This window comes from Lutibacter flavus (assembly GCF_900188355.1).
Lineage (GTDB): Bacteria > Bacteroidota > Bacteroidia > Flavobacteriales > Flavobacteriaceae > Lutibacter > Lutibacter flavus.
The window spans coordinates 860,140-883,712 of the sequence record NZ_FZNX01000001.1; the positions used below are offsets into that span (position 1 = coordinate 860,140).

Annotated in this window: 21 protein-coding genes; 13 read left to right on the forward strand and 8 right to left on the reverse strand. The window is 29.6% G+C overall.

The genetic code is table 11. The annotated features are described in order from the left end of the window. Positions 1–60: 60 nt before the first annotated feature. Positions 61–1,563, forward strand: a complete 1,503-nt coding sequence (locus tag CHB63_RS03740) for a S41 family peptidase (protein WP_089377069.1) — start codon at positions 61–63, stop codon at positions 1,561–1,563. Between the two features lie 131 nt (positions 1,564–1,694). On the opposite strand, the gene CHB63_RS03745 is transcribed toward CHB63_RS03740, so the two are convergent. Further along, positions 1,695–2,615 carry a patatin-like phospholipase family protein gene (locus tag CHB63_RS03745; protein WP_089377070.1) on the reverse strand — a complete coding sequence of 307 codons (921 nt, stop codon included), beginning with the start codon at positions 2,613–2,615 and terminating at the stop codon, positions 1,695–1,697. 47 nt (positions 2,616–2,662) lie between these two features. Here CHB63_RS03745 and CHB63_RS03750 point away from each other — a divergent pair, with 47 nt between their 5' ends. The 9 genes from CHB63_RS03750 (at position 2,663) to CHB63_RS03790 (ending at position 13,821) form a co-directional block, all read left to right on the forward strand. Then, entirely contained in the window at positions 2,663–3,700 is a 1,038-nt protein-coding gene (locus tag CHB63_RS03750; RefSeq protein WP_089377071.1) for a sialidase family protein, read from the forward strand. Positions 3,701–3,797: 97 nt separating this feature from the next. Then, the gene (locus tag CHB63_RS03755) at positions 3,798–4,352 is read left to right on the forward strand and encodes a hypothetical protein (protein WP_141107261.1); all 555 of its coding nucleotides are present in this window, start codon (positions 3,798–3,800) and stop codon (positions 4,350–4,352) included. A 66-nt stretch (positions 4,353–4,418) separates the two neighbouring features. Further along, on the forward strand, positions 4,419–5,651 hold the full coding sequence (gene pepT, locus CHB63_RS03760) for a peptidase T (RefSeq protein ID WP_089377073.1): 1,233 nt from the start codon (positions 4,419–4,421) through the stop codon (positions 5,649–5,651). Between the two features lie 158 nt (positions 5,652–5,809). Then, the gene (gene lysA / locus CHB63_RS03765; protein ID WP_089377074.1) at positions 5,810–7,018 is read left to right on the forward strand and encodes a diaminopimelate decarboxylase; all 1,209 of its coding nucleotides are present in this window, start codon (positions 5,810–5,812) and stop codon (positions 7,016–7,018) included. Positions 7,019–7,374: 356 nt separating this feature from the next. Then, positions 7,375–9,819, forward strand: a complete 2,445-nt coding sequence (gene thrA / locus CHB63_RS03770) for a bifunctional aspartate kinase/homoserine dehydrogenase I (protein ID WP_089377075.1) — start codon at positions 7,375–7,377, stop codon at positions 9,817–9,819. Between the two features lie 4 nt (positions 9,820–9,823). After that, positions 9,824–10,744, forward strand: coding sequence for a homoserine kinase (locus CHB63_RS03775; RefSeq protein ID WP_089377076.1), 921 nt, complete (start codon positions 9,824–9,826; stop codon positions 10,742–10,744). Positions 10,745–10,832: 88 nt separating this feature from the next. Continuing rightward, complete coding sequence (gene thrC / locus CHB63_RS03780; protein ID WP_089377077.1) at positions 10,833–12,128, forward strand: threonine synthase; 1,296 nt, start codon at positions 10,833–10,835, stop codon at positions 12,126–12,128. Between the two features lie 58 nt (positions 12,129–12,186). After that, positions 12,187–12,684 (forward strand): DUF6265 family protein, encoded by a 498-nt coding sequence (locus CHB63_RS03785; protein ID WP_089377078.1) that lies wholly within the window; start codon positions 12,187–12,189, stop codon positions 12,682–12,684. Beyond that, a complete protein-coding gene (locus CHB63_RS03790) occupies positions 12,685–13,821 on the forward strand; it encodes a trans-sulfuration enzyme family protein (protein WP_089377079.1) in 1,137 nt (378 codons plus the stop codon). A gap of 19 nt (positions 13,822–13,840) precedes the next feature. Here CHB63_RS03790 and CHB63_RS03795 read toward each other — a convergent pair whose 3' ends face one another. The 3 genes from CHB63_RS03795 to CHB63_RS03805 form a co-directional block, all read right to left on the reverse strand. Next, positions 13,841–14,974 carry an ATP-binding protein gene (locus CHB63_RS03795; RefSeq protein WP_089377080.1) on the reverse strand — a complete coding sequence of 378 codons (1,134 nt, stop codon included), beginning with the start codon at positions 14,972–14,974 and terminating at the stop codon, positions 13,841–13,843. A 2-nt stretch (positions 14,975–14,976) separates the two neighbouring features. After that, the gene (locus tag CHB63_RS03800; RefSeq protein WP_089377081.1) at positions 14,977–15,318 is read right to left on the reverse strand and encodes a hypothetical protein; all 342 of its coding nucleotides are present in this window, start codon (positions 15,316–15,318) and stop codon (positions 14,977–14,979) included. A gap of 87 nt (positions 15,319–15,405) precedes the next feature. Continuing rightward, positions 15,406–16,872, reverse strand: a complete 1,467-nt coding sequence (locus tag CHB63_RS03805) for an aminopeptidase P N-terminal domain-containing protein (RefSeq protein WP_089377082.1) — start codon at positions 16,870–16,872, stop codon at positions 15,406–15,408. Between the two features lie 268 nt (positions 16,873–17,140). Between CHB63_RS03805 and gcvT the strand changes: the two genes are divergently transcribed. Then, on the forward strand, positions 17,141–18,223 hold the full coding sequence (gene gcvT, locus CHB63_RS03810) for a glycine cleavage system aminomethyltransferase GcvT (RefSeq protein WP_089377083.1): 1,083 nt from the start codon (positions 17,141–17,143) through the stop codon (positions 18,221–18,223). A 75-nt stretch (positions 18,224–18,298) separates the two neighbouring features. On the opposite strand, the gene CHB63_RS03815 is transcribed toward gcvT, so the two are convergent. Beyond that, complete coding sequence (locus CHB63_RS03815; RefSeq protein WP_089377084.1) at positions 18,299–18,844, reverse strand: 1-acyl-sn-glycerol-3-phosphate acyltransferase; 546 nt, start codon at positions 18,842–18,844, stop codon at positions 18,299–18,301. 133 nt (positions 18,845–18,977) lie between these two features. Here CHB63_RS03815 and CHB63_RS03820 point away from each other — a divergent pair, with 133 nt between their 5' ends. Together CHB63_RS03820 and rmuC are read left to right on the forward strand one after the other, a co-directional pair. Then, positions 18,978–19,499: a DsrE family protein gene (locus CHB63_RS03820; RefSeq protein ID WP_089377085.1), complete on the forward strand. Its 522-nt coding sequence runs from the start codon at positions 18,978–18,980 to the stop codon at positions 19,497–19,499. A 3-nt stretch (positions 19,500–19,502) separates the two neighbouring features. Continuing rightward, the gene (gene rmuC, locus CHB63_RS03825) at positions 19,503–20,825 is read left to right on the forward strand and encodes a DNA recombination protein RmuC (RefSeq protein ID WP_089377086.1); all 1,323 of its coding nucleotides are present in this window, start codon (positions 19,503–19,505) and stop codon (positions 20,823–20,825) included. A 128-nt stretch (positions 20,826–20,953) separates the two neighbouring features. On the opposite strand, the gene CHB63_RS03830 is transcribed toward rmuC, so the two are convergent. The 3 genes from CHB63_RS03830 to glyA form a co-directional block, all read right to left on the reverse strand. Further along, on the reverse strand, positions 20,954–21,664 hold the full coding sequence (locus tag CHB63_RS03830; protein ID WP_089377087.1) for a peroxiredoxin: 711 nt from the start codon (positions 21,662–21,664) through the stop codon (positions 20,954–20,956). Positions 21,665–21,841: 177 nt separating this feature from the next. Then, positions 21,842–22,246 carry a DUF2059 domain-containing protein gene (locus CHB63_RS03835; protein WP_089377088.1) on the reverse strand — a complete coding sequence of 135 codons (405 nt, stop codon included), beginning with the start codon at positions 22,244–22,246 and terminating at the stop codon, positions 21,842–21,844. A gap of 18 nt (positions 22,247–22,264) precedes the next feature. Continuing rightward, a complete protein-coding gene (gene glyA / locus CHB63_RS03840) occupies positions 22,265–23,539 on the reverse strand; it encodes a serine hydroxymethyltransferase (RefSeq protein ID WP_089377089.1) in 1,275 nt (424 codons plus the stop codon). Positions 23,540–23,573: the final 34 nt, after the last annotated feature.

A 23,573-nucleotide genomic window follows, 5' to 3' on the forward strand; every position in this document is an offset into this window, starting at 1 on the left:
AATTTTGTAATTAAATTTAATATCTTGCGACAAAAATACAAGTATAATATAATTTATAATATGAATAGAATAAAATCCCTTTTACCAATTTTAATGTTTATGAGCGTTATTTTTATTAGTTGTAATAAAGATAATGATCTAGAGCCGGACCAAAACCCAAATGTAGAACCAAATCCTATCGATTTTTCACAAGTTGAAATTCAAGATTTTATTTGGCAAGGTTTAAATACCTATTATTTATGGAAATCCAATGTTCCTAACTTAAGTAATTCTACAATTGACAATGATCAAAATTATTTTAATTTATTAAGTAGTTATTCTAATCCAGATGAGTTTTTTGAAAGTTTAATATATGACAGACAAAGTACAGATAAATGGTCTTGGGTAGTTGATGACTATGTAGCTTTAGAAAATTCTTTTCAAGGAATTGTAAAAAGTAACGGTGTAAAATACAGGCTAGCCCTAGAAACAGGAAGCGATTCGGATGTTTTAGGTTATGTAAGATATATCTTACCTAACTCAGATGCTTCAGGAAAGGATGTGCAAAGAGGCTATGTTTTTGATGCCATTAATGGTGAGCAATTAACACTTAGTAATTATCAAAGTTTATTAGCAGAAGATACTTACACAATGAATTTTGCAGATTTAAACGGAGGAAATCCAATTTCAAATGGAAAGTCTGTAGAATTAACACAGATTGAAAATTTTGTTGAAAATCCGGTTCATATTGTAAAAACTATTGATGCTAATGGAACTAAAATAGGTTACATTATGTATAATGGCTTTGATGCTGGTTTTGAAACTGAATTAGCGAATGCCTTTTCTCAAATTAAAGCAGAAGGTGCTAGTGAATTAATATTAGATTTAAGATATAACGGAGGCGGTTACGGTTACATTGCAAGTGATATTGCGAGCCTGATTACTGGTCAATTTAAAGGTGAGGTGATTTCAAAAGAAAAATGGAATCCTGAATTACAAACTTGGTTTGAAGCAAATCATCCAGATTGGATTGAAACCTATTTTGATGATAAATTTACACAAACAGGTGACCCAATTGATGGATTAAATTTAAATAAATTATATGTTATAACTACAGGAAGTTCCGCTTCTGCAAGTGAACTTTTAATTAGTGGATTAGATGCTCATATTAATGTAGCTACAATTGGAACTACCACTGCCGGTAAATATACTGGTTCAATTACAATATATGACTCTGATAATTTTAGTAAATCTGGAGATAATTTAAACCCTAATCATACTTGGGCTATTCAGCCAATTGTTTTACAATACACAAACAATAATGGTGAAACTGTAAAAGGTGGAATTGAACCAACTGTTAATACTGTTGAATTTGTCTCAGAATTTGCTGAATTAGGAACTGTTGAAGAACCATTATTGGCTGAAACCATTGCCTATATTACAGGTAGCGGTAAGCCAGTATTAAGAAACAAAAAGAATCTAATAAAACTTAAAGAAGTTGAAAACAAATTAGATTTAAATTTCAAAGAAAATTCAGTCATTTTTGACAAACAATTTCCTTCGGACTTTATGAAAAGACAATAAATAATACCTTTTAAAGGCTAATAGAATTTGTCAAGCTGAGCCTGTCGAAGTTTCTTATATTTAACAATCAGTTAAAATATTTCGACAAGCTCAATATGATATTAAAATAAGTTTTTCATCCAGTTCTTTTTTTAGCTTAAAAGATCAACCCTAAACTCATTCATAGTATCATCATCTTTTCTTTTTGCATGTTTATAACCCGCTTTCCACCATTTAGTCATTAATTCTTTATCAAAAACCAGAGAATTTGTAGTTAAAACAGTTGGTGTATAATATAAATTTAATTTTACATCATGATGTTTTGCTGATAGTTTGCCAATGGTAATATTATGCCTTTCAACATGTTCTAGCATAAAATCAAAGACATCAAATAATAATGAAAATGGATTTTTAGATTTAATTCTATTAATTTGAGTAACCTCAGTTTCTAAAATAATAGCATCTATTTCGGTTGCTCCTCTTAATATTGCTTCTCTAATTGGAACCAGACATCCAAAACCACCATCAGCATACTCACAACCATTTTTATTTAATAAGCTCATAAATGGCACATAGTTACAAGAAGCCCAAATCCAATCACAAAAATCATTATAACTACAATCATTAATAGATTTGTATTCAACTTCATTGGCTGATAAATTAGAAACAGCTACAACAGCTTCTATTTTATTTCTCTTAATTTCAAGATACATTTCCTCTGTAACATTATTTTTAATGAGTTTTCGTAAATTTTTACTTTCACCAAAAGTTTTTCGTCCATTTATAAAATTCCACAAAATATTTAAATGGTTTATACTTATTACTTTTTCACCATGTATTTTTTTAATAACAAATGGGCTATTGCTAAATATAGTATGCTGATTAACTGTAGTATAAAGCTTTTTTAATGCATCAACTTGGCCTAATGCTAAATGAGAAACCATTAAGCTACCCGTTGAAGAACCAACAAATAGATCATATTTTTTTTGTTTGTTTTTCATCAAATATTGAGCAACGCCTCCTGCAAAAGCACCTTTACTACCACCACCAGAAATTACCAATGCTTTTTTCATAAAAATTCTATTGTTTTATTTAATTTAGACGGATAAAAATATTAAAAATGAAAAGAATTCCATTATATATTGCAATCTTAATTTTTTTAAATTCTTGTAATCAGGAATATAAGGCTCGTCAAACTGTAAATATCTCCATTGAAAACTTCAAAATGGACAGCACCAGTATACGTGCTATTGAAATTGTAAATGATTCATCAATTGTTTACGCAGGTTCAAATGGAGATCTTGGAATAATTACAAGTTCAGGAAAAATAATTGGAACTAAAAAAATAATTACTGATACTATTATTCCGCATTTTAGATCACTATCTTATACAAAAAAAGGCGTTTACGCTTTAAATGTTGGAAACCCTGCATTGCTTTATCAATATAAAAACAACGCCATTAATATTGTCTATAAAGAGGAAAACGAGAATGTGTTTTACGATTCTATGAAATTTTTTGATGAATTGAATGGAATTGCAATGGGTGATCCAACGGACGACTGTTTATCTATTATAATTACTCGTGATGGCGGAAATACCTGGGGAAAAATTAAGTGTGATGATTTACCTAAAATAGAAAAAGGAGAAGCTGCATTTGCTGCAAGTAATACAAATATTGCGATTGTTGGTGAAAATGCCTGGATTGTAACTGGAGGTAAAAAAGCGAGAGTTTTCCATACAGATGATATGGGATTAACTTGGAAGGCATACAATACGCCTATAATTCAAGGAAAAAATACAACAGGTATTTATTCTGTGGATTTTTACAATGAAAAACAAGGAATTATATGTGGAGGCGATTATTTAGATAAGTTTGGAAATTCAGTAAACAAAGCAATAACTAAGGACGGTGGAAGAACATGGGAAGTTGTAGCCGAAAATTCTGAACCAAAATATGTAAGCTGTGTTCAATATGTTCCGGAAACTGGTGGGAAAGAAGTATTTGCAGTTTCTACAAATGGTGTTTTTTATTCTAATAACTACGGCAAAGAATGGGTAAAAATGAGTGATGAAAGTTATTATTCAATTCGATTGTTTGATAAAAATACAGCTTGGTTATCAGGTAATAATGTGATTGCAAAAATGGTAATTAATTAAAAGCCCTTGTCATACCTGTCGTAGGCGGGTTCGCAGGTGTAACAGCAAAAAAGTAAACGTATAAATTCAAATACTAAAAATAACGTAAAATTAATAAATGAAACATTTACTCTTTATTTTCTTACTAATGTTTATTCTTACTAGTTGTGTAAAGCAATCTGATTTAAGTAAGTCTTTTGATTGTAAAACTCATAATTTAAATAATTTAACTACAATAACAGACTTTAAAAATAACTTTAGAATAAGTATTCCAAGTGATTGGAAAACAAACTTATACTATGATAATTTTCAGTCTGAAATATTTACTGCCGACACCATAAAACAATTAAGTGAAACCTATATTTTAGATGTGTCATTTAATTACGGAAATTTAAATTTTGATGATTCTTTTCATAAAAAAACAGATTCATTATTAACAAATTCTAACCTTCAAAAAATAAAATCTAATACAATTCAGTTTCGAAATAAACCAGCATATTGGTATGTTGTTAAAGGAACTAAAAAAGGGTTTAATTATCACCAATTTAATTTAATAGTTCTTAATTCCGAAAACACCTATTTTACTGCAAATTCTGAGATCTATGGTGATAACAATATTGATGATCGTATTTGTGAATCAATTTCTATTCTTGATAAAATTGAATTTTTGTAATAAATTAAGAAATTTAGATTGCAAATCCTCAATTGAATACTTACTTTTGATGAAAAATTAAATATAATGCAAAAAATAATAGATCGCTTCGTTAGGTATATAACAATAGATACACAATCGGATCCTGATAACCCTGCTTTTCCAAGTACAGAAAAACAATGGGATTTAGCACGTATCTTAATAGCCGAATTAAAAGAAATTGGAATGGAAGACGTTACAATAGATGACAATTGCTATGTAATGGCTACGCTTCCTTCAAATGTAGATTTTAAAGTTCCTGTAATTGGTTTTGTGGCTCATATCGACACAAGTCCAGATTATACTGGTACTAACGTGAAGCCACAATTTCATCCAAATTATGATGGAAAAGATATTGTTTTAAATAAGGAAAAAAACATAGTATTATCTCCAAGCTATTTTGACGATTTATTATTATATAAAGGTCAAACCCTTATCACAACTGATGGTACAACACTTTTAGGTGCAGATGATAAAGCAGGTATTACAGAAATTGTGTCTGCAATGGAATATCTAATAAACAACCCTGAAATTAAGCACGGAAAAATTAGAATTTGCTTTACACCAGATGAGGAAGTTGGTAAAGGAGCTCATATGTTTGATGTTGATAAATTTGGTGCAGAATGGGCTTATACTATGGATGGTAGTCAGGTTGGAGAACTTGAATATGAAAACTTTAATGCTGCTGGTGCTAAAGTTATAATTAACGGAAAAATTGTTCACCCAGGTTATGCAAAAGGAAAAATGATAAATTCTATGCTTATTGCTTCTGAATTTATTACAGGCCTGCCAAAAAATGAAATTCCTCAGGAAACTGAAGGTTATGAAGGTTTTTATCATTTACATGATATGGAAGGTGAAGTTGAAAAAACAACATTAGAATATATTATTAGAGATCACGATATTAAATTATTTGAAGATCGTAAAGCTGCATTTCAAAAAGTTGCTGACGATTTGAATAAAAAATTAGGTTCAAATTTAATTGAAGTTGAAATTAAAGACCAATATTTTAATATGCGTGAAAAAATTGAACCGGTTATGCATATTGTTGATATTGCTGAGGAAGCGATGAAGCAATTAAACATTAAGCCACTTATTAAAGCGATTAGAGGTGGTACAGATGGTTCTCAACTTTCATATAAAGGATTACCTTGCCCAAATATATTTGCTGGAGGTCATAATTTCCACGGTAGATACGAATATGTTCCTGCAGAATCTATACAATTAGCAACAGATGTTATTGTGAAAATTGCTGAAATAACTGCGAAAAGAGCTAAATAGGTTAGATAATTTTAAAAAGACTCATAAGCTCTTCTTGTTAATTCAAGAAGAGTTTATTTTTTGGTTATTTAACAAACTGTTAAATATTGTTATTTTATAAAATTATATTTTGAAACCTGAAATGGTTTTATACTTTTGGAACTTATAAAATAGAATGAATGGATAATCAATTATTAGTTTCTCTTTCCGAAAAATACGGAAGTCCACTTTACGTGTATGACGCAGAAAAAATTATTTCGCAATACAACCGTATTACAACGGCTTTTTCTACAGTTAAAAGTTTAAAATTAAATTATGCTGTAAAGGCTAATTCGAATATCAGCATTTTAAAACTGTTTAAAAAATTAAACTCAGGAATTGATACAGTTTCTAAACAAGAAGTAAAATTAGGTTTAGAAGCCGGTTTTGCGCCAGAAAATATCATATTTACACCAAACGGAGTTTCTTTACAAGAAATTGAAGAAGTTGCTAAACTGGGTGTTCAAATTAATATTGATAATATTTCAATTTTAGAACAATTTGGTCACCACTACCCTAACATCCCTGTTTGTATTCGTATAAATCCACACATAATGGCTGGTGGAAATCATAAAATTTCTGTAGGTCATATAGATTCTAAATTTGGAATTTCTATTCACCAATTACCTCTTATTAAGAGAGTTGTTGAAAATACAGGAATGCATATTAATGGAATTCATACACATACAGGTTCTGATATTTTAGATATTGATGTTTTTTTAGCAGCAACAGAAATTATATTAAATACTGCTAAAGATTTTAAAGATTTAGAATTTATTGACTTAGGCAGTGGATTTAAAGTGCCTTATAAAGAAGGTGATATTTCAACAAATATTGAAGAGTTAGGTGAAAAACTAAGCAAAAGGTTTAATAAGTTCATTAAAGAATATGGTAAGGAGCTAACTTTAATGTTTGAACCTGGTAAATTTTTAGTGAGTGAATCAGGTTCGTTTTTAGCACATGTAAATGTTGTAAAACAAACCACCTCAACAGTTTTTGCAAGTATAGATTCAGGGTTTAATCATTTAGGACGTCCAATGATGTATGATTCCTACCATCATATTCATAACATTTCAAATCCTAGCGGTAGAGAACGTTATTATTCTGTTGTAGGTTATATTTGTGAAACTGATACATTTGGATCAAATAGAAGAATTAGCGAAATTAGAGAAGGTGATATATTATGTTTTAACAATGCTGGTGCGTATTGTTTTTCAATGGCATCTAATTATAATTCGAGATATAAACCAGCAGAAGTCTTGTTTTACGAAGGAAAAGATTATTTAATAAGAAAAGAAGAATCTTTTGAAGATTTATTAAAAAATCAAGTTATTATAGATTTAGAATAATGCAAAACTCCGAAGTTATCTTCGGAGTTTTTTTGTATTCATAAAAAGTTCTTTAAAATAATGATAAGTATATAGTGAATGTTGTTTAAAATTAAAATTTTAGTAAAATTTAATGAAAACTGCTATAGTTTTAAAAAAATAGTTACTTTTGAGCAATGCAAATAGTAAAAACATATAAAATTTTATCAAGCGCAATTTTTATGCGCAACTTTATTATTGCTACAACTACTTCAACTATTACCCTTTAGGGGTTCTAATCTATTCATATCATCCGTATATATTATATTCATTTTCATAAGTTTATGAAAAATGGAGTATTAAAAAATAATTGAAATAAACATATTAAATTAATACAAATGAAAGTATTAAAATTTGGAGGTTCATCAGTAGCTTCTTCAGAAAACATAAATAAAGTAATAAGTATAGTTAAAGAAAGTTCTTATAAAAATGAAGTTGCAGTTGTTGTATCCGCTCTTGGTGGAATAACGGATTTATTGTTAGAAGCTGGGAAACTAGCTTGTAATGGCGATGAAAATTATTTAAAAAGCTTTAAAACTATAGAAGAAAGACATTTAAAAGTTGTTAAAGAGCTAATTCCGGTAAATAATCAAAGTGGTGTTTTAGGTCAGGTTATAAAAATGTTGAATAAATTGGAAAATACACTTGAGGGCGTTTTTCTAATTAATGAACTATCAAATAAAACATCTGATAAAATAGTGAGTTTTGGAGAATTGTTCTCTTCATTTATTATTGCGGAAGCAATGCAAAACAACAAATTAGATGCTATTCTTAAAAATTCACAAGAATTAATTGTAACCAACGAAAATTTTTCGAACGCAGCGGTTAATTTTGATAAAACAACAAAAGCTGTTGAAGATTATTTTAACCAAAACAAGCATAAAATAGTTGTATTACCTGGGTTTGTTGCTAAAACAGAAAAAGGAGAAGTATCTACTTTAGGACGTGGTGGATCAGATTATACTGCTGCGATTATAGCTTCAATTACAAATGCTTCAATATTAGAAATTTGGACAGATGTAAGTGGAATGTATACAGCAAATCCAAAAGCTGTAAAAGAAGCTTTTCCAATTAAAAATATATCGTATCAAGAAGCGATGGAATTATCGCATTTTGGAGCTAAAGTGCTGTACCCACCTACAATTCAACCAATATTAAAAAAGGAAATTCCAATTTGCATAAAAAATACTTTTGATGCAAAAGCAGAAGGAACACTAATTACTAAAGTTTCGTCAAATACAAATCCAATTAAAGGAATTAGTCATATAGAAAATATGGCCTTAATTACATTAGAAGGTAGTGGAATGATTGGTATTCCTGGTATTTCTAAACGATTATTTGAAGCTTTATCTTTAGAGAAAATTAGCGTTTCACTAATTACACAAGCGTCATCTGAACATTCTATTTGTTTTGCAATTAGTAATGATGATGCTGAAAAGGCAAAAAGTGCAATAGATGCGGAATTTGGTTATGAAATTGAGCAAAATAAAATTGAGCCTTTAATTGTTGAAAAAAACAATGCAATAATTGCGTTGGTTGGTGATAATATGAAAAGTCACCAAGGTATAAGTGGTAAAATGTTTAGCACTCTTGGAAGAAATAATGTAAATATTAGAGCCATTGCACAAGGTGCTTCAGAAAAAAATATTTCAGCAGTTATTTCTCATAAAGATATAAAAAAGGCATTAAACTCGCTGCATTCAGAGTTTTTTGAAAACCAGACAAAACAATTAAATTTATTTGTAGTTGGTGTTGGAAATGTTGGAGGCAAATTAATTGAACAAATTAAACAACAACAACAATACCTTTTAAATAACTTAAGGTTACAGGTAAGAGTTATTGCGATGACAAACTCTAAAAAAATGCTTTTTAATGAAGATGGTATCGATTTAGATAATTGGAAACCTCAATTAGAGAAAGCGGAACCGTTGGATTTGGATTTATTTCATAATAAGGTAACTGAACTAAATTTTAGAAATAGCATTTTTGTAGATAATACTGCAAATGAAAGTATTTCTAAATTATATGCAAGTTATTTAAAGGAAAGTGTTGCAGTTGTTACTTGCAATAAAATTGCTTGCTCTTCTAATTACACTAATTATTTGAATTTAAAGCAATTAGCAAGAGAATATAATGCACCTTTCTTATTTGAAACCAATGTTGGAGCTGGTTTACCTATTATTGATACACTTAAAAATTTAATTGCATCTGGAGATAAAGTAACGAAAATACAAGCGGTTTTATCTGGTAGTTTAAACTTTGTGTTTAATAATTTTAACGAAAATACTTCTTTTTACGATGTTGTTAAAGAAGCTGGGGTTCAAGGGTATACAGAACCAGATCCTAGAATTGATTTAAGTGGTGTTGATGTAATGCGTAAAATTTTAATTTTGGCTCGTGAAAGTGGAACAAGATTAGAATTAAGTGATATTAAAAATAATTCTTTTCTACCGCAAGCATCTTTAGATGCTGATTCTGTTCCGGATTTTTTAGAAACTTTAAAATCGGAAGCTGAACATTTTAATAAAATACAACAAAAAGCAGCTGCAAATAATTGCAGATTAAAATTTGTTGCAGAATTTGACAATGGAGCTGCAAATGTTGGTTTACAAGAAATTCCGTCCGATCATCCATTTTATAATTTAGATGGAAGCGATAATATTGTATTGTTTTTTACAGAAAGATACCCTGTACAACCTTTAATTATTAAAGGAGCTGGAGCCGGTGCAGATGTAACGGCCTCTGGGTTATTTGCTGATATTATTAGAATTGGAAACAACTAGTATTATGAACGAATTAAAAATATTTTCTCCTGCTACTATAGCAAATGTATCTTGTGGTTATGATGTGCTTGGGTTGGCACTAGATACCATTGGTGATGAAATGATTATAAGAAGAGTTGCTAAAAAAGGGGTGACTATTACAAAAATCACAGGTCAGGATTTACCTTTGGAAACTCATAAAAACGTTGCTGGCGTTGCTGCATTAGCATTATTAGCTGAAACAGACAGTGAATTTGGTTTTGAAATAGAAATTGACAAACGCATAAAACCTGGAAGTGGAATTGGAAGTAGCGCTGCAAGTTCTGCAGGAGCAGTTTGGGCAATAAATGAACTTTTAGGAAAACCTTTTTCAGTTACTGATTTAGTTAGATTTGCAATGGAAGGTGAACGTTTGGCATCTGGAGTAGCACACGCTGATAATGTAGCTCCTGCCCTTTTCGGAGGTTTTACATTGGTTAGAAGCTATGAACCCTTAGATATTATAAGTATTAATACTCCAGACCAGTTGTATGCAACAGTAATTCACCCGCAAATTGAAGTAAAAACTTCAGATGCTCGAGAAATTTTAAAAACCACTGTGCCTTTAAAAGACGCCATAAAACAATGGGGAAATGTTGGTGGTTTAATAAGTGGCTTATATACTGAAGATTACGAATTAATCGGGCGTTCTCTTGAAGATTATATAATTGAACCAATTCGCTCGATATTGATACCAGCTTTTGATGCTGTTAAACAACAATCATTAAATGTTGGCGCTTTAGGATGTGGAATTTCAGGTTCCGGTCCATCAATATTTGCTTTGAGTAAAGGTGAAGAAACTGCATTAAAAGTTGTGGATGCAATGAAATCTGTTTATAAAAAAGTTGGAATAGACTATGATATACACATTTCAAAAATTAATAAACAAGGAATAAAAATAATATAAGCTGTCATTCCTGTGAAGACAGGAATCTAAACTAATAGTATATGGATTTCTGCCTTCGCAGGAATGACAAAAGAAAAAATTAATAATTATGAACTTTTATAGTTTAAATAAAAACGCTCCAAATGTATCATTTAAAGATGCAGTTGTAAAAGGATTGGCACCAGATAAAGGCTTGTATTTTCCAGAAAGCATTACGCCATTAGAAAAGGATTTTTTCAATCATATCGAATATTTTACAAATGAAGAAATTGCTTATGAAGTAATTAAGCAATTTGTAGCTGATGAAATTCCTGAGAAAGAATTAAAAGAAATTATTTCTGAAACGCTTTGTTTTGATTTTCCTGTTGTTGAAATTAAAAAAAATATTTCAACTTTAGAGTTGTTTCACGGTCCTACAATGGCTTTTAAAGATGTCGGTGCTCGTTTTATGGCAAGATGTTTTGGCTTTTTTAACAAAGAACAGAATGCAAAAAAAGTGACTGTTTTAGTTGCAACATCAGGTGACACTGGTGGTGCTGTAGCAAGTGGTTTTTTAGGAGTTGAAGGTGTTGATGTAGTTATTTTATACCCAAGTGGTAAAGTAAGTGATGTTCAGGAAAAGCAATTAACAACGCTCGGACAAAATATTACCGCACTGGAAGTTAATGGAACTTTTGACGATTGTCAGGCAATGGTAAAAACAGCCTTTTTAGATACTGAAATCACTTCTCAAAGAAATTTGACTTCAGCAAATTCTATAAATGTTGCACGTTGGTTGCCTCAAATGTTTTATTTCTTTTTTGCATATAAACAAATAAAAAACAAAAAGATAGAGTTGGTTTTCTCTGTACCTAGTGGGAATTTTGGAAATATTTGCGCCGGTGCAATGGCTCAAAAATTAGGTTTACCAATAAAACAATTAATTGCTTCTACTAATGTGAACGACATTGTTCCAAATTATTTAGAAACAGGTGTTTATACTCCAAAACCTTCAAAAAAAACCATTTCTAATGCAATGGATGTTGGAGATCCAAGTAACTTTATTAGAATTCAGGAGATTTATAATAATGATGATTCATTGTTAAAAGAAAATCTTTCATCATATTCTTTTACAGATGAAGAAACGCGTGAAGCAATGAAAGAAATTAAAAAGAAATCTGGGTATATTGCGGATCCTCACGGAGCTGTTGGATATTTAGGTTTAAAAAAATATTTTAAAAAGAATAAAGGTCAGGGTATCTTTTTAGAAACAGCACATCCTGTAAAATTTTTAGATGTAGTTGAACCTGTTTTAAATAAAACTATTGAATTGCCTCAACAAATTTTAGAAGTAATAAATAAGGAGAAAGTTTCTATTGAAATTTCCACTTATAAGGAATTAAAACAATTTTTATTGACTTCATAGGTAATTGTTTTAATAAATAAATATAAGTAGTTTAGCTAGGTAATTTTAAATTCAAATTATGAAAAAATACCTAGCTATTTTATTTTTAATTGCGTCTATAAATTCTTATTCTCAAAACACCTTAAAACTTGATCCGTTAAAAAAGGCAACAAAAGCCACGATTAATGATGTTTCCTGGATTTCTGGATATTGGGTTGGAGAAGCATTTGATGGTCAAACAGAAGAGGTTTGGACTCCTCCGCTAGGCAATTCAATGATGGGATCATTTAAATTAGTTGTGGATGGAAAAATTGAATTTTATGAATTTTGCACCATTTCTGAAGAAAATGAAACTTTATATTTTCGTTTGAAACATTTTCATAACGACTTAAAAGGTTGGGAAGAAAAAGATGAAAGACTGACTGCTCAGTTAGTAAAAATAGAAAAAAACAAAGCTTATTTCAATGATTTTACTTTTGAACGCATAAATGAAAATGAATTAAACATTTATGTGGTTTTTAAAGATGATTCTGGTAAAGATACTGAAATGAAATTCCCTTATAAATTAAAAAAATAAATGAAATCAAAACCGAAATTTGCTACAAAAGCCATTAAAAGTGTAGAAAACCATTTTGAAGGTTCAGAACCAGTAAGTACACCAATTTATTTATCAAGCACTTACAAAAGAAAAAATGACGGGTCATATACCAATGATTTTGTTTATTCACGAGGCGATAATCCAAACAGATCAATTGTTGAAAATAGTATTGCTCAATTAGAAAATGCTAAATATGCATTTGCTTTTTCATCGGGAATGGCAGCTATTAGTGCTGTTTTACAAAGTTTAAAAGCTGGTGATCATATTATTTTACCTGATGATATTTATTACGCAATTAAAAAATTAATGGAACAGGTTTTTAAGCGATGGGATTTAACCTATACATTGGTGGATATGAGAAATATAAAGACAGTTGAAAATGCATTAAAACCAGCTACATCCTTAATTTGGATTGAATCACCCTCAAACCCCCAGTTAAAAATAAGTGATATTAAGGCCATATCTAATTTGGCACATAAAAACAATGCACTTTGTTGCGTTGATAATACTTGGGCCACACCTGTCTTTCAAAATCCATTAGAATTAGGAGCAGATATTGTAATGCACTCTTCAACAAAATATTTTGGTGGACATAGTGATGTTGTTGGAGGAGCTATTGTTTTAAACAATGAGAATCTGGCAGAAACTATTAAATCCATTCAATTATTAAATGGAGCAGTTCCATCTCCTTTTGATTGTTGGTTAATTGCTCGAGGTATTCAAACATTGCATTTACGCATTACAAAACAAGCAGAAAACGCTTATAATTTGGCTAAATATTTAGAAAATCACCCAAAAATTGAAAAAGTTTTATATCCGGGATTAGAAAGTCATCCGCAGCATTTATTAGCTAAAGAACAGCAAAAAAATGGATACGGAGCAATGCTTTCAGTCTTAGTTAAAGGAAATTTAGAAGAATCTTTCAAGGTTTCAACCAAATTAGAATATTTTACGTCTGCAACTAGTTTAGGGGGCGTTGAAAGTTTGGTAGAACATAGAAAATCTGTTGAAGGACCTGATAGTAAAACTCCTGACAATTTATTAAGAATTTCAGTAGGGATTGAACATATTGAAGATTTAATTGCCGATTGGAAACAAGCTTTAAACAACGAGTAAGATCTAATTAACTTAAAAATTAATACTCAACTTTATTTGATGGTTTATTTTTTGTTTTCAATTTTTTTCTTCTAATTTTAGAAACAGGTAGTGTAAACTTAAATAAACTGCCTTTGTCTTTTTTATCCTCAACCCAAATATTTCCTTGATGTCTCTCTACAAAGTCTTTACAAACAACTAAACCTAAGCCAGATCCTTTTTCATTTGCAGTACCTAATTTAGTTTTATTATCATCAATTGTAAATATTTTTGTTTTATTTTTTTTATCCACACCAATACCTGTATCTGAAACGGTTACTTCTATAAAATTTTCATTTTCAGTTAAATAAACTTCTACAAAGCCATTATTCTCCGTAAATTTAATTGCATTTGAAATCAAGTTTCTTAAAATTACTTCCACCATATTTTTATCTACACTGGCATTTGAATTTTCAGGATAAAAACTTTTTAAAGTAATATTTTTCATTTGCGCTGTTTCTTTAAGTTGATCAATTACTTCATCACAAATTTTACCAATATTACAATAAGAAGGGTTAAAAGCTAATTTTCCAGATTGATTATTTGCCCAATTTAATAGATTATTAATTAAGTTATAAGTTTTTTTAGCCTGAATATTCATTTGGTTAATGAATTTCTCTGTTTTTTCAATATCATAACTTTGAAGATTTCTTTTTAAAAGATCTGTAAGACCCAGGATAGAGCTAAACGGGCTTCTTAAATCATGTGCTATAATTGAAAACATTAAATCTTTAGTTTCTAATGTTTTTTTTAATTCCTTTGTTCGTTCTTGTATAATTGTTTCTAGTTCTAAATTATATTCTGACACATAATTATATAGTTCATTTCTAAAAACCAACCCAATAAGATTACCTTCTTCACTTACAGGTAAAACATCGGTATTTGTAATTTTCATTTCCCAAAGCACTTCTTTAACAGATTGTTCACAATCTACCATTTTTTTAATTGATAAACAGTCTATTACCAAAACTCTTGGATTTGCAACAAGATCATTTATGGTTAGTACACCATAAAATTTATTTTCATCTTGCACAACCAATGCTCTGCGCTCTATCAATTCCTTTTTAATTGCATTTAAACCATAAAAAGGATTAATTGTTAAAAAATCTCTTCGTATTAAATGCGAAATTTTCATAATTAATCTTCTTCAACTATATTGTATGAAATCTTAACTTTAAAATCAACTTTTATAATTTCCTTTTCAGAAACATACGGAAATACATTTGACATTAATATTTTCAATATTTTTTCCTTAGGCATTTTTGTTAAAATTCTCTTGTTAACAAATACGCAATCTACATTATCATGATCGGTATCAATAATTTCAAAACCATTAGGAATTAATAAATCAAAAGATCTAGAAATACCTTGTTTTCCGTGAGGAGAGTGTTTACCTAAAACCAATATTTCTTCAAAAGGAGGTAATTTTATTTCTTCAAAACTTAAATTTACCGTATATTTTACTGCATTATTTTTCATATTCTTTTTAATTTGATTAGGTACATTGTTAAAGATAATAATAAATTTTTATATAAAATTGGAAATATCAAATAGAATCATTTTAAATTAGTTGTTTAAATTTGGTAAAATAAAACTATCTAATACACTGGGTAAGGTCATAGCAGCTTCAATTTTGTCAGATTTTCTTGGAGCCATTGCAGATAAATTAATTGGTCCGTTTTTAGTCACTAAAATATCATCTTCAATTCTAATACCAATTCCCCACCATTTTTCATCACAATCACTACCTTCAGGAATATAAATCCCAGGTTCCATTGTAACTACCATATTTTCTTCAAACTTATTATAATTTCCAGGATCGTGCACATCTAAACCAATATGATGAGAAGTTCCGTGAGGAAAATACATATGACTTGAATTTTTAGAAGGAATTATTCCTAATTTAAATAAACCTTCATTTATTATTTTAATTGCAATTTTATTTGGCTCTGTCATTTTCGTGCCAATTCTATAGGCTTTAATACCTGCTTCCTGAGCTTCATAAACTAAATCGTAAATTAGTTTTTGTTCAAGCGTAAATTTTCCGTTTGCAGGAATTGTTCTGGTAACATCTGCAGTATAACCGTGATATTCCGCTCCTAAATCCATTAATACCAACTGATTATCTCCAATACTCGTTTTGTTGTTTTCTACATAATGTAAAATACATCCATTTCCTCCTGCTCCAACAATTGACGGATACCCTTCATATTCAGCACCATATTTTTTATAAACAAACTCATGAACTCCTTGCGCTTCAGTTTCAGACATATTAGGGTGCATTGCTTTCATCATCTCTAATTGTCCGATTGCTGAAATTTCTACAGCTTTTTTTAATAAAACCAATTCTTCTTTAGTTTTAACTTCTCTTAATGAAGCCATAATACCGCTAAGCATTTTGGTGTCAATTCTTTTTTTAGTTTCAGTTTCAATTTTATCTGTGGTTGGTTTATTTAAATTGATAAGATCATAAGAAACCTTTTCTTTAAAACTTTTAATTAAATCATACAAGTCAGCACCTTCTCGAGTATCTCTTATATCATTCTCAAAGTTTTTGAATAATATTTTATCAAATTTGGAAAAATCAATTTCATAACTACTGAATTCACCTCCATTATAGGCGATTCTAAAACCTAAATCATCTTTAGCGCCATTAACTCCCAAACGTTTTCCATTCCACATTTCTGCATATTCATCTCTTTCCTGAACAAATAGTACTTCATTTAAAACATTCCCTCGTATTTCTTGATCATCTTTAAAAACAATTAACAATGCATGAGGTTCTTTATAACCCGTTAAATAATAAAAATTTGGATCTTGATGATATACGTATTCAACATCATTAGCTCTGTTTCTAACCGCGTTAGCAAAGAAAACAGCTACACTATTATTTGGTAAATTTTCCCTTAAAGCTTCCCTTCTATTTTGATGAAAATCTTTTTTTAAGTAATCTTGAGGTAAATCCTTTTTTTGAGAATAAATTATAGATGCTGTAAAACAAAATAATAAAACTAAAAAGCTGTTGAATTTCATGTGTCTATTTTATTTTTTTAACGGTCACATGCTGTTCGCTATTATCCATTTCTTTGGATGATAAATTTCTTAGCATGCTCGTTTCATATTTTTATTGAAATAATAATTAATTGTATTCAAATATAATGAAAAGATAAAAATAGCTTAAAAAGCTTTGAAATATTAACAAATAAATATGATAAAATTGTAGATATCATCTTTATTTGGTAAATTAATACTAATCAACTTATTGTTATTTCACTAATTTTGCATCACTAAAATATTTATAATGAAAAATACTGCATTAACTCACATTCATGAGTCTTTAGGAGCTAAAATGGTGCCATTTGCTGGATACAATATGCCTGTTCAATATGAAGGAATTAATATTGAGCACGAAACTGTTAGAAACGGTGTTGGCGTTTTTGATGTTTCACATATGGGTGAATTTCATTTAAAAGGAGAAAATGCCCTGGCATTAATTCAAAAAGTGACCTCAAATGACGCATCTGTGCTGTTTGACGGAAAAGTTCAATATAGTTGTTTGCCAAATAATGATGGTGGAATTGTTGATGATCTGTTAGTTTATAAAATTAGTGATACCGAGTATATGCTAGTTGTAAATGCTTCAAATATTGAAAAAGATTGGAATTGGATTTCTCAACACAACGATTTAGGTGTGGAAATGACAAATGTTTCAGATGAATATTCATTATTGGCTGTTCAGGGTCCAGATGCTTCTGAAGTATTACAATCCCTAACAACATTGGATTTACTTCGTATGAAATATTATACTTTTAAAATTGGTGATTTTGCTGGTTTTAATGATGTAATTATTTCAGCAACCGGATATACAGGTTCTGGTGGTTTTGAAATTTATATGAAAAATGAACAAGCAGAAGAAATTTGGAATGCAGTTTTTAAAGCTGGAGCTAAATTTGGAATAAAGCCTATTGGTTTAGCGGCCAGAGATACTCTGCGTCTGGAAATGGGATTCTGTTTATACGGAAATGATATAAATGACACAACTTCTCCAATTGAAGCTGGTTTAGGATGGATTACTAAATTCACCAAAGATTTTGTGAATGCAGAAGCCTTAAAAAAACAAAAAGAGGAAGGTGTTACTAAAAAACTAGTGGCTTTTGAAATTACTGAAAAAGGAATTCCACGTCACGGATATAAAATAGTTAATGTAAACGGAGACATTATTGGTGAAGTTACTTCTGGAACTATGAGCCCATCATTAAAAAAAGGTATCGGAATGGGTTATGTCACTATAGAAAATGCGAAACGTGATACTGACATCTTTATTCAAGTTCGCAATAAAAATATACCAGCAAAAATAGTTAAGCTTCCTTTTTACAAGGGATAAATACATTTTAATAAAATAAAGAAAGGTGTTAAAATTATAATTTTAACACCTTTCTTTATTACTAAAATAGTTTCCCTATAAATTAAAATTTTCAGGTATTTTACCTTTTATTCCTTTAAAATAGTTGTAAAAAACCTTAAAATCTTCGTCCATATTATCAGTTAAATAATAAGGTTCGGAGATTTTTGCTTGTTTATTCCCAAAGTCCAAAGTAACCATAACAATTGGTACATTTGCACCTTTTGCAATGTAATAAAATCCTGTTTTCCAAGGATCTATTAATTTTCGAGTACCTTCAGGAGACATCCCTAAAATAAAATTTTCTCGGCTGTTATATAGGTCAACAATTGCATCTACTTTGTTATTACTTTTGGATCTATCCACTGGAGCTCCACCTAACCATCTAAAAATAAATCCAAATGGAGGCTTAAACAGAGAGGCCTTTCCAATATAGTTTGCTGGCAATCCCTCGGCATATTTTATAGCAACTCCTAATGGAAAATCTAACCAATGTGTATGAGGTGCCGCAATTAAAACATATTTCTTTAAATCTTTTGGAAAACTACCAACAGTTTTCCACCCAAGTAATGTGTATAAAATAAATCGTGCTAATGCTTTCATAGAGTTGTTAATAACTCAGCGTTATATTTTAAATAGCTAGTTATGGCGACAAATATAAAAATCTTACTTTTATAAACTAAATATTTCTCTTATTTGTTATTGAATAATCTTTTGAAAAAATAAAATATATTTTATGAAAAAACATTTAATCGTCTTTTTTGCTTTGATAAGCTTAATGTCTGTAAATGCTCAATTAATTAAAGATTTTGGGGAAGTTTATACCGTTGAATCTCCAGATTTATTATTGGATACTAACACTGAATATAAGGTTATTTTTGATATTTATACAGACCGTGCTAACGGCGAAAAATTAAATCCGTTACTTAATACTGTGGCACGTTTTATAAATATGCATGGGGAGCAAGGAGTTTTATTAGAAAAAATGAAAATTGCAGTTATTCTGCACGGAAAAGCAACAAGAAGTGCTTTAAACGACAGTTCTTATAATGAATTTTATAAAATTGACAACCCAAATTCAAAATTGATTGAAGTTTTAAAAAACAAAACTGTTGAAATTTTTGTATGCGGACAATCTTATATGGCAAGTAAATATCAAGTAAAAGATAAATCTGAAAACGTTAAAATGGCACTTTCAGCATTAACTGCTTTGGTTGAATATCAAAAAAATGGCTATCAAATTATAAATTTTAATTAGTAAATGGAATCATATATTATAAATGCAATCATCTTTATTTTAGCCTTGGTTATTGGAGGTTTTCTAGGTAAACTTTTAACCAAAGGAAACTTGGATAAAACACTTTCTGAACTCGAAACCAGAAATAAACTTTTACTTGAAGAAAAAGGAGTTAACAAAGAGAATATCAACACTTTAATTTTAGAAAAAAATGCTTTGAGCAATGAAAAGCATGAGATTGATGTACGCTATGCTCAAAAGGTTTCTGAGCTTAATAATTTAGAAGAAAAACTAAATGAAAATAAAGCTGAAGTTGAAAAATTACAAGAAAAATTTACCAAAGATTTTGAACTTTTAGCAAATAAAATCCTTGAAGAAAAATCTTCAAAATTTACCGAACAAAATCAAGAAAATATCCAGCGAATTTTAAATCCGTTACAAGAAAAAATTCAAACATTTGAGAAAAAAGTAGAAGATACTCATAAAGAAAGTATCGATTACCACGCAGCTTTACGTCAACAAATTGTTGGTTTAAAAGATTTAAACCTTCAAATGAGTAAAGAAACTGTTAATTTAACAAAAGCGTTAAAAGGAGACAGTAAAACCCAAGGAAACTGGGGAGAATTGGTTTTAGAGCGTGTATTAGAAAAATCTGGGTTAGAAAAAGATAGAGAGTATTTTGTTCAGCAAAGTTTTGTAAATGATGAAGGAAAAAGAATTTTACCCGATGTTGTGATTCATTTACCTGACAATAAAAAAATGGTAATTGACTCAAAAGTTGCTTTAACAGCATACGAACAATATGTAAATGCTGATAACGATAATGAAAAAGAGAAGTTTATAAAAGAGCATGTAAATTCTTTAAAGCGTCATATTGAACAGTTAAGCGAAAAAAAATATGAAGACATTTACAAAATTGAATCACCAGATTTTGTGTTGTTATTTATCCCGATTGAACCTGCATTTGCAGTAGCGTTAAATGCTGATAACCAATTATATAATAAGGCATTTGAAAAGAATATTGTTATTGTTACACCTACTACCCTTTTGGCAACTTTACGCACAATTGATAGTATGTGGAATAATGAAAAACAACAACGTAATGCCATTGAAATTGCGATTCAAGCGGGTAGATTGTATGATCAATTTATTAATTTAACCGAAGATTTAATTAAGGTTGGTAATCAGTTAAGAACTGTTCAAGGTTCTTATGACACTTCAATGAAAAAATTAACAGGAGCAGGTAATCTTATTAAAAAGGTTGATAAATTAAAGAAACTCGGAGCTAAGGGAACCAAGAATTTTAATGATAAATTATTAGAACGGGCTTTAGAAGATGAAGATTAAATCTTTTTAAATAACAACTGGTTTAAATAATTATAGAAATAATGTCAAACTGAGCTTGTCGAAGTTGTATTTAACTACTAATAGCTAAAATGGCACAACAAGATCAGTTTGACAAAACTATTCTAATCTTATTTTTTAAGAACTTTTTTAAGAACCACGTCTTTATCTAATTTTCTAGTACAGAAATACCAATCTTTACATTCCATATCTTCTTTCCCAGCCATTCTATTTTCCGCAGCACCACAAGAACCTGCAGGACCAATTATTACGTCATCTCCAGGATTCCAATCAGCAGGTGTAGCTACTCCAAAAGCATCTGCAGCTTGTAATGCTACAACAACTCTATATAATTCATCAAAATTTCTACCTAAACTTAGCGGATAATAAATAATTGCTCTAATTATTCCTTTAGGATCAACAAAAAATACAGCACGAACTGCCTTAGTTGAGTCTTCATTTGGTTGAATCATTCCATATTTTTTAGCCACTTCCATGGTAATATCTTCAATTAAAGGAAATTTAACTTCTACATTTTTCATTCCTCTGTATTCAATTTTATCTTTAATTGAGCGTAACCAAGCTATGTGACTATATAAACCATCAATAGACAAACCAACTAATTTACAATTGGCTTTTAAAAATTTTTCTTCCATGGTTGCAAACGTCATAAATTCAGAGGTGCAAACTGGTGTGAAATCGGCTGGATGGCTAAATAAAATAACCCAATCACCTTTATAGTCCTTTGGAAAATGAATATTTCCTTGTGTAGTTACTGCTTTAAATTCGGGTGCTTTATCCCCTATTCTAGGCATAGATGTAATTTCTTGTTCTGTTTCCATTATTGCTATTTTATAAAATTATTAATTCACTTAAATTTAATCAATCGATTTGATTAACATATAAAGTTATAAAATTGTACTCCAAAAGATTGTAACTAAAATCACTTATTTTAGTTAAAACTAGGTTAAAAAAAATCCTGCAAATTGCAGGATTTTTATAAAAATAAAAACTATATCTTATTGATATTTTTGAAGAATCCCTTGAAGTTTCATTCCCCAAGATTGACCCGCAACCATACCTTTTTGGCTTAAACTACCAGTTTTAGCTGCTAATTTTATTCCAATGGGTGTTTCATAGAATGCTAATATTTCTTTTATTTCAACGTGTGAAAATTCTTCCATATAAATTACTGCAATAGCAGCATATAATTCAGGAAATGTAGCTTTAATATCAGCAACTAAAGCTTCTTTTTTATCTTCAGCAACCATTGAAGAAAACTGATCTAATACTGGTGTAAAAGCTGATTCTGAAACAATTCTAACTAATTTTTGTGTATCTGAAGTATAGGCGTCAACTTCTTCCTGAGCATTAATTGTAATTGAAAAACATACAAAAGCTACTAATAACAATACTTTTTTCATACTTATTTTATTTATTGATTAAAACTGAAATAATGGCTTATTTGACATCATTTCATTTACTTTTTTGGAGATATTTTCCAACACTTCTAAATTTTCATGATTTAAAATAACTTCATCAACTAAATCAACAATAGCTTTCATGTCTTTTTCTTTTAAACCACGTGTTGTAATCGCTGCAGTACCAATTCTAATACCAGAAGTTACAAATGGTGATTTATCATCAAAAGGAACCATATTTTTATTCACCGTAATATCAGATTTAACTAACGCATTTTCAGCATCTTTACCACTAATATTTTTATTTCTTAAGTCAATTAACATACAGTGATTATCTGTACCTCCAGAAATAATTTTATATCCTTTATCCACAAAAGCATCGGCCATTGCAGAAGCGTTTTTCTTAACTTGTATTTGATAATGTAAAAATTCATCTGTTAATGCTTCACCAAAAGCAATAGCTTTAGCTGCAATTACGTGTTCTAAAGGTCCACCTTGATTACCAGGAAAAACAGAAGAATTTATTAAAGTTGACATCATTTTTAAATTTCCATTTTTTAGTTTTTGACCAAACGGATTTTCAAAATCTTTCCCAATCATAATAATTCCACCACGAGGGCCACGCAAAGTTTTATGTGTAGTTGTAGTAACAAAATGACAATGTGGAATTGGATCGTTTAAAATACCTTTTGCAATTAAACCAGCTGGGTGAGAAATATCGGCCATTAATAAAGCTCCAACTTCATCAGCAATTGTTCTAAATTTTTCAAAATCTATATCTCTTGAATATGCAGAAGCACCAGCTATAATTAATTTTGGTTGTTCTTTTTTAGCTGTTTCTAATATTTTGTCATAATTTAAAACTCCTGTTTCTTCTTCTACTCCATAAAAAGAAGTTTTATATAATTTACCTGAAAAATTTACTGGAGATCCGTGCGTTAAATGCCCCCCATGAGATAAATCAAACCCCAATATTTTATCCCCAGGATTTAAAACTGCCTGATATACTGCCGCATTTGCTTGAGATCCTGAATGTGGTTGTACATTTACATATTCAGCTCCAAATAATTCCTTTGCTCTATCAATAGCAATTTGTTCTACAACATCTACAATTTCACAACCGCCATAATAACGTTTGTTTGGATATCCTTCAGCATATTTATTTGTTAAAACTGAACCAGTTGCTTCCATAACTTGTTCACTTACAAAGTTTTCTGAAGCAATTAATTCTAAACCATTTGTTTGTCTTTCTTTCTCTTCTTGAATTAAATCAAAGATAATTTGGTCACGTTGCATTAGTAGTTACTATTTTAAAAGTTAAATTAATCGC

Excerpts from the sequence above, each read along its gene's own strand:
- pepT (WP_089377073.1), top strand. The coding sequence starts at position 4,419 with ATGCAAAAAATAATAGATCGCTTCGTTAGGTATATAACAATAGATACA.
- rmuC (WP_089377086.1), top strand. The coding sequence starts at position 19,503 with ATGGAATCATATATTATAAATGCAATCATCTTTATTTTAGCCTTGGTT.
- CHB63_RS03835 (WP_089377088.1), bottom strand. The coding sequence starts at position 22,246 with ATGAAAAAAGTATTGTTATTAGTAGCTTTTGTATGTTTTTCAATTACA.
- CHB63_RS03785 (WP_089377078.1), top strand. The coding sequence starts at position 12,187 with ATGAAAAAATACCTAGCTATTTTATTTTTAATTGCGTCTATAAATTCT.
- glyA (WP_089377089.1), bottom strand. The coding sequence starts at position 23,539 with ATGCAACGTGACCAAATTATCTTTGATTTAATTCAAGAAGAGAAAGAA.
- lysA (WP_089377074.1), top strand. The coding sequence starts at position 5,810 with ATGGATAATCAATTATTAGTTTCTCTTTCCGAAAAATACGGAAGTCCA.
- CHB63_RS03800 (WP_089377081.1), bottom strand. The coding sequence starts at position 15,318 with ATGAAAAATAATGCAGTAAAATATACGGTAAATTTAAGTTTTGAAGAA.
- CHB63_RS03740 (WP_089377069.1), top strand. The coding sequence starts at position 61 with ATGAATAGAATAAAATCCCTTTTACCAATTTTAATGTTTATGAGCGTT.
- gcvT (WP_089377083.1), top strand. The coding sequence starts at position 17,141 with ATGAAAAATACTGCATTAACTCACATTCATGAGTCTTTAGGAGCTAAA.
- CHB63_RS03775 (WP_089377076.1), top strand. The coding sequence starts at position 9,824 with ATGAACGAATTAAAAATATTTTCTCCTGCTACTATAGCAAATGTATCT.
- CHB63_RS03820 (WP_089377085.1), top strand. The coding sequence starts at position 18,978 with ATGAAAAAACATTTAATCGTCTTTTTTGCTTTGATAAGCTTAATGTCT.
- thrC (WP_089377077.1), top strand. The coding sequence starts at position 10,833 with ATGAACTTTTATAGTTTAAATAAAAACGCTCCAAATGTATCATTTAAA.
- CHB63_RS03795 (WP_089377080.1), bottom strand. The coding sequence starts at position 14,974 with ATGAAAATTTCGCATTTAATACGAAGAGATTTTTTAACAATTAATCCT.
- CHB63_RS03805 (WP_089377082.1), bottom strand. The coding sequence starts at position 16,872 with ATGAAATTCAACAGCTTTTTAGTTTTATTATTTTGTTTTACAGCATCT.
- CHB63_RS03755 (WP_141107261.1), top strand. The coding sequence starts at position 3,798 with ATGAAACATTTACTCTTTATTTTCTTACTAATGTTTATTCTTACTAGT.
- CHB63_RS03830 (WP_089377087.1), bottom strand. The coding sequence starts at position 21,664 with ATGGAAACAGAACAAGAAATTACATCTATGCCTAGAATAGGGGATAAA.
- CHB63_RS03790 (WP_089377079.1), top strand. The coding sequence starts at position 12,685 with ATGAAATCAAAACCGAAATTTGCTACAAAAGCCATTAAAAGTGTAGAA.
- CHB63_RS03745 (WP_089377070.1), bottom strand. The coding sequence starts at position 2,615 with ATGAAAAAAGCATTGGTAATTTCTGGTGGTGGTAGTAAAGGTGCTTTT.
- CHB63_RS03815 (WP_089377084.1), bottom strand. The coding sequence starts at position 18,844 with ATGAAAGCATTAGCACGATTTATTTTATACACATTACTTGGGTGGAAA.
- CHB63_RS03750 (WP_089377071.1), top strand. The coding sequence starts at position 2,663 with ATGAAAAGAATTCCATTATATATTGCAATCTTAATTTTTTTAAATTCT.
- thrA (WP_089377075.1), top strand. The coding sequence starts at position 7,375 with ATGAAAGTATTAAAATTTGGAGGTTCATCAGTAGCTTCTTCAGAAAAC.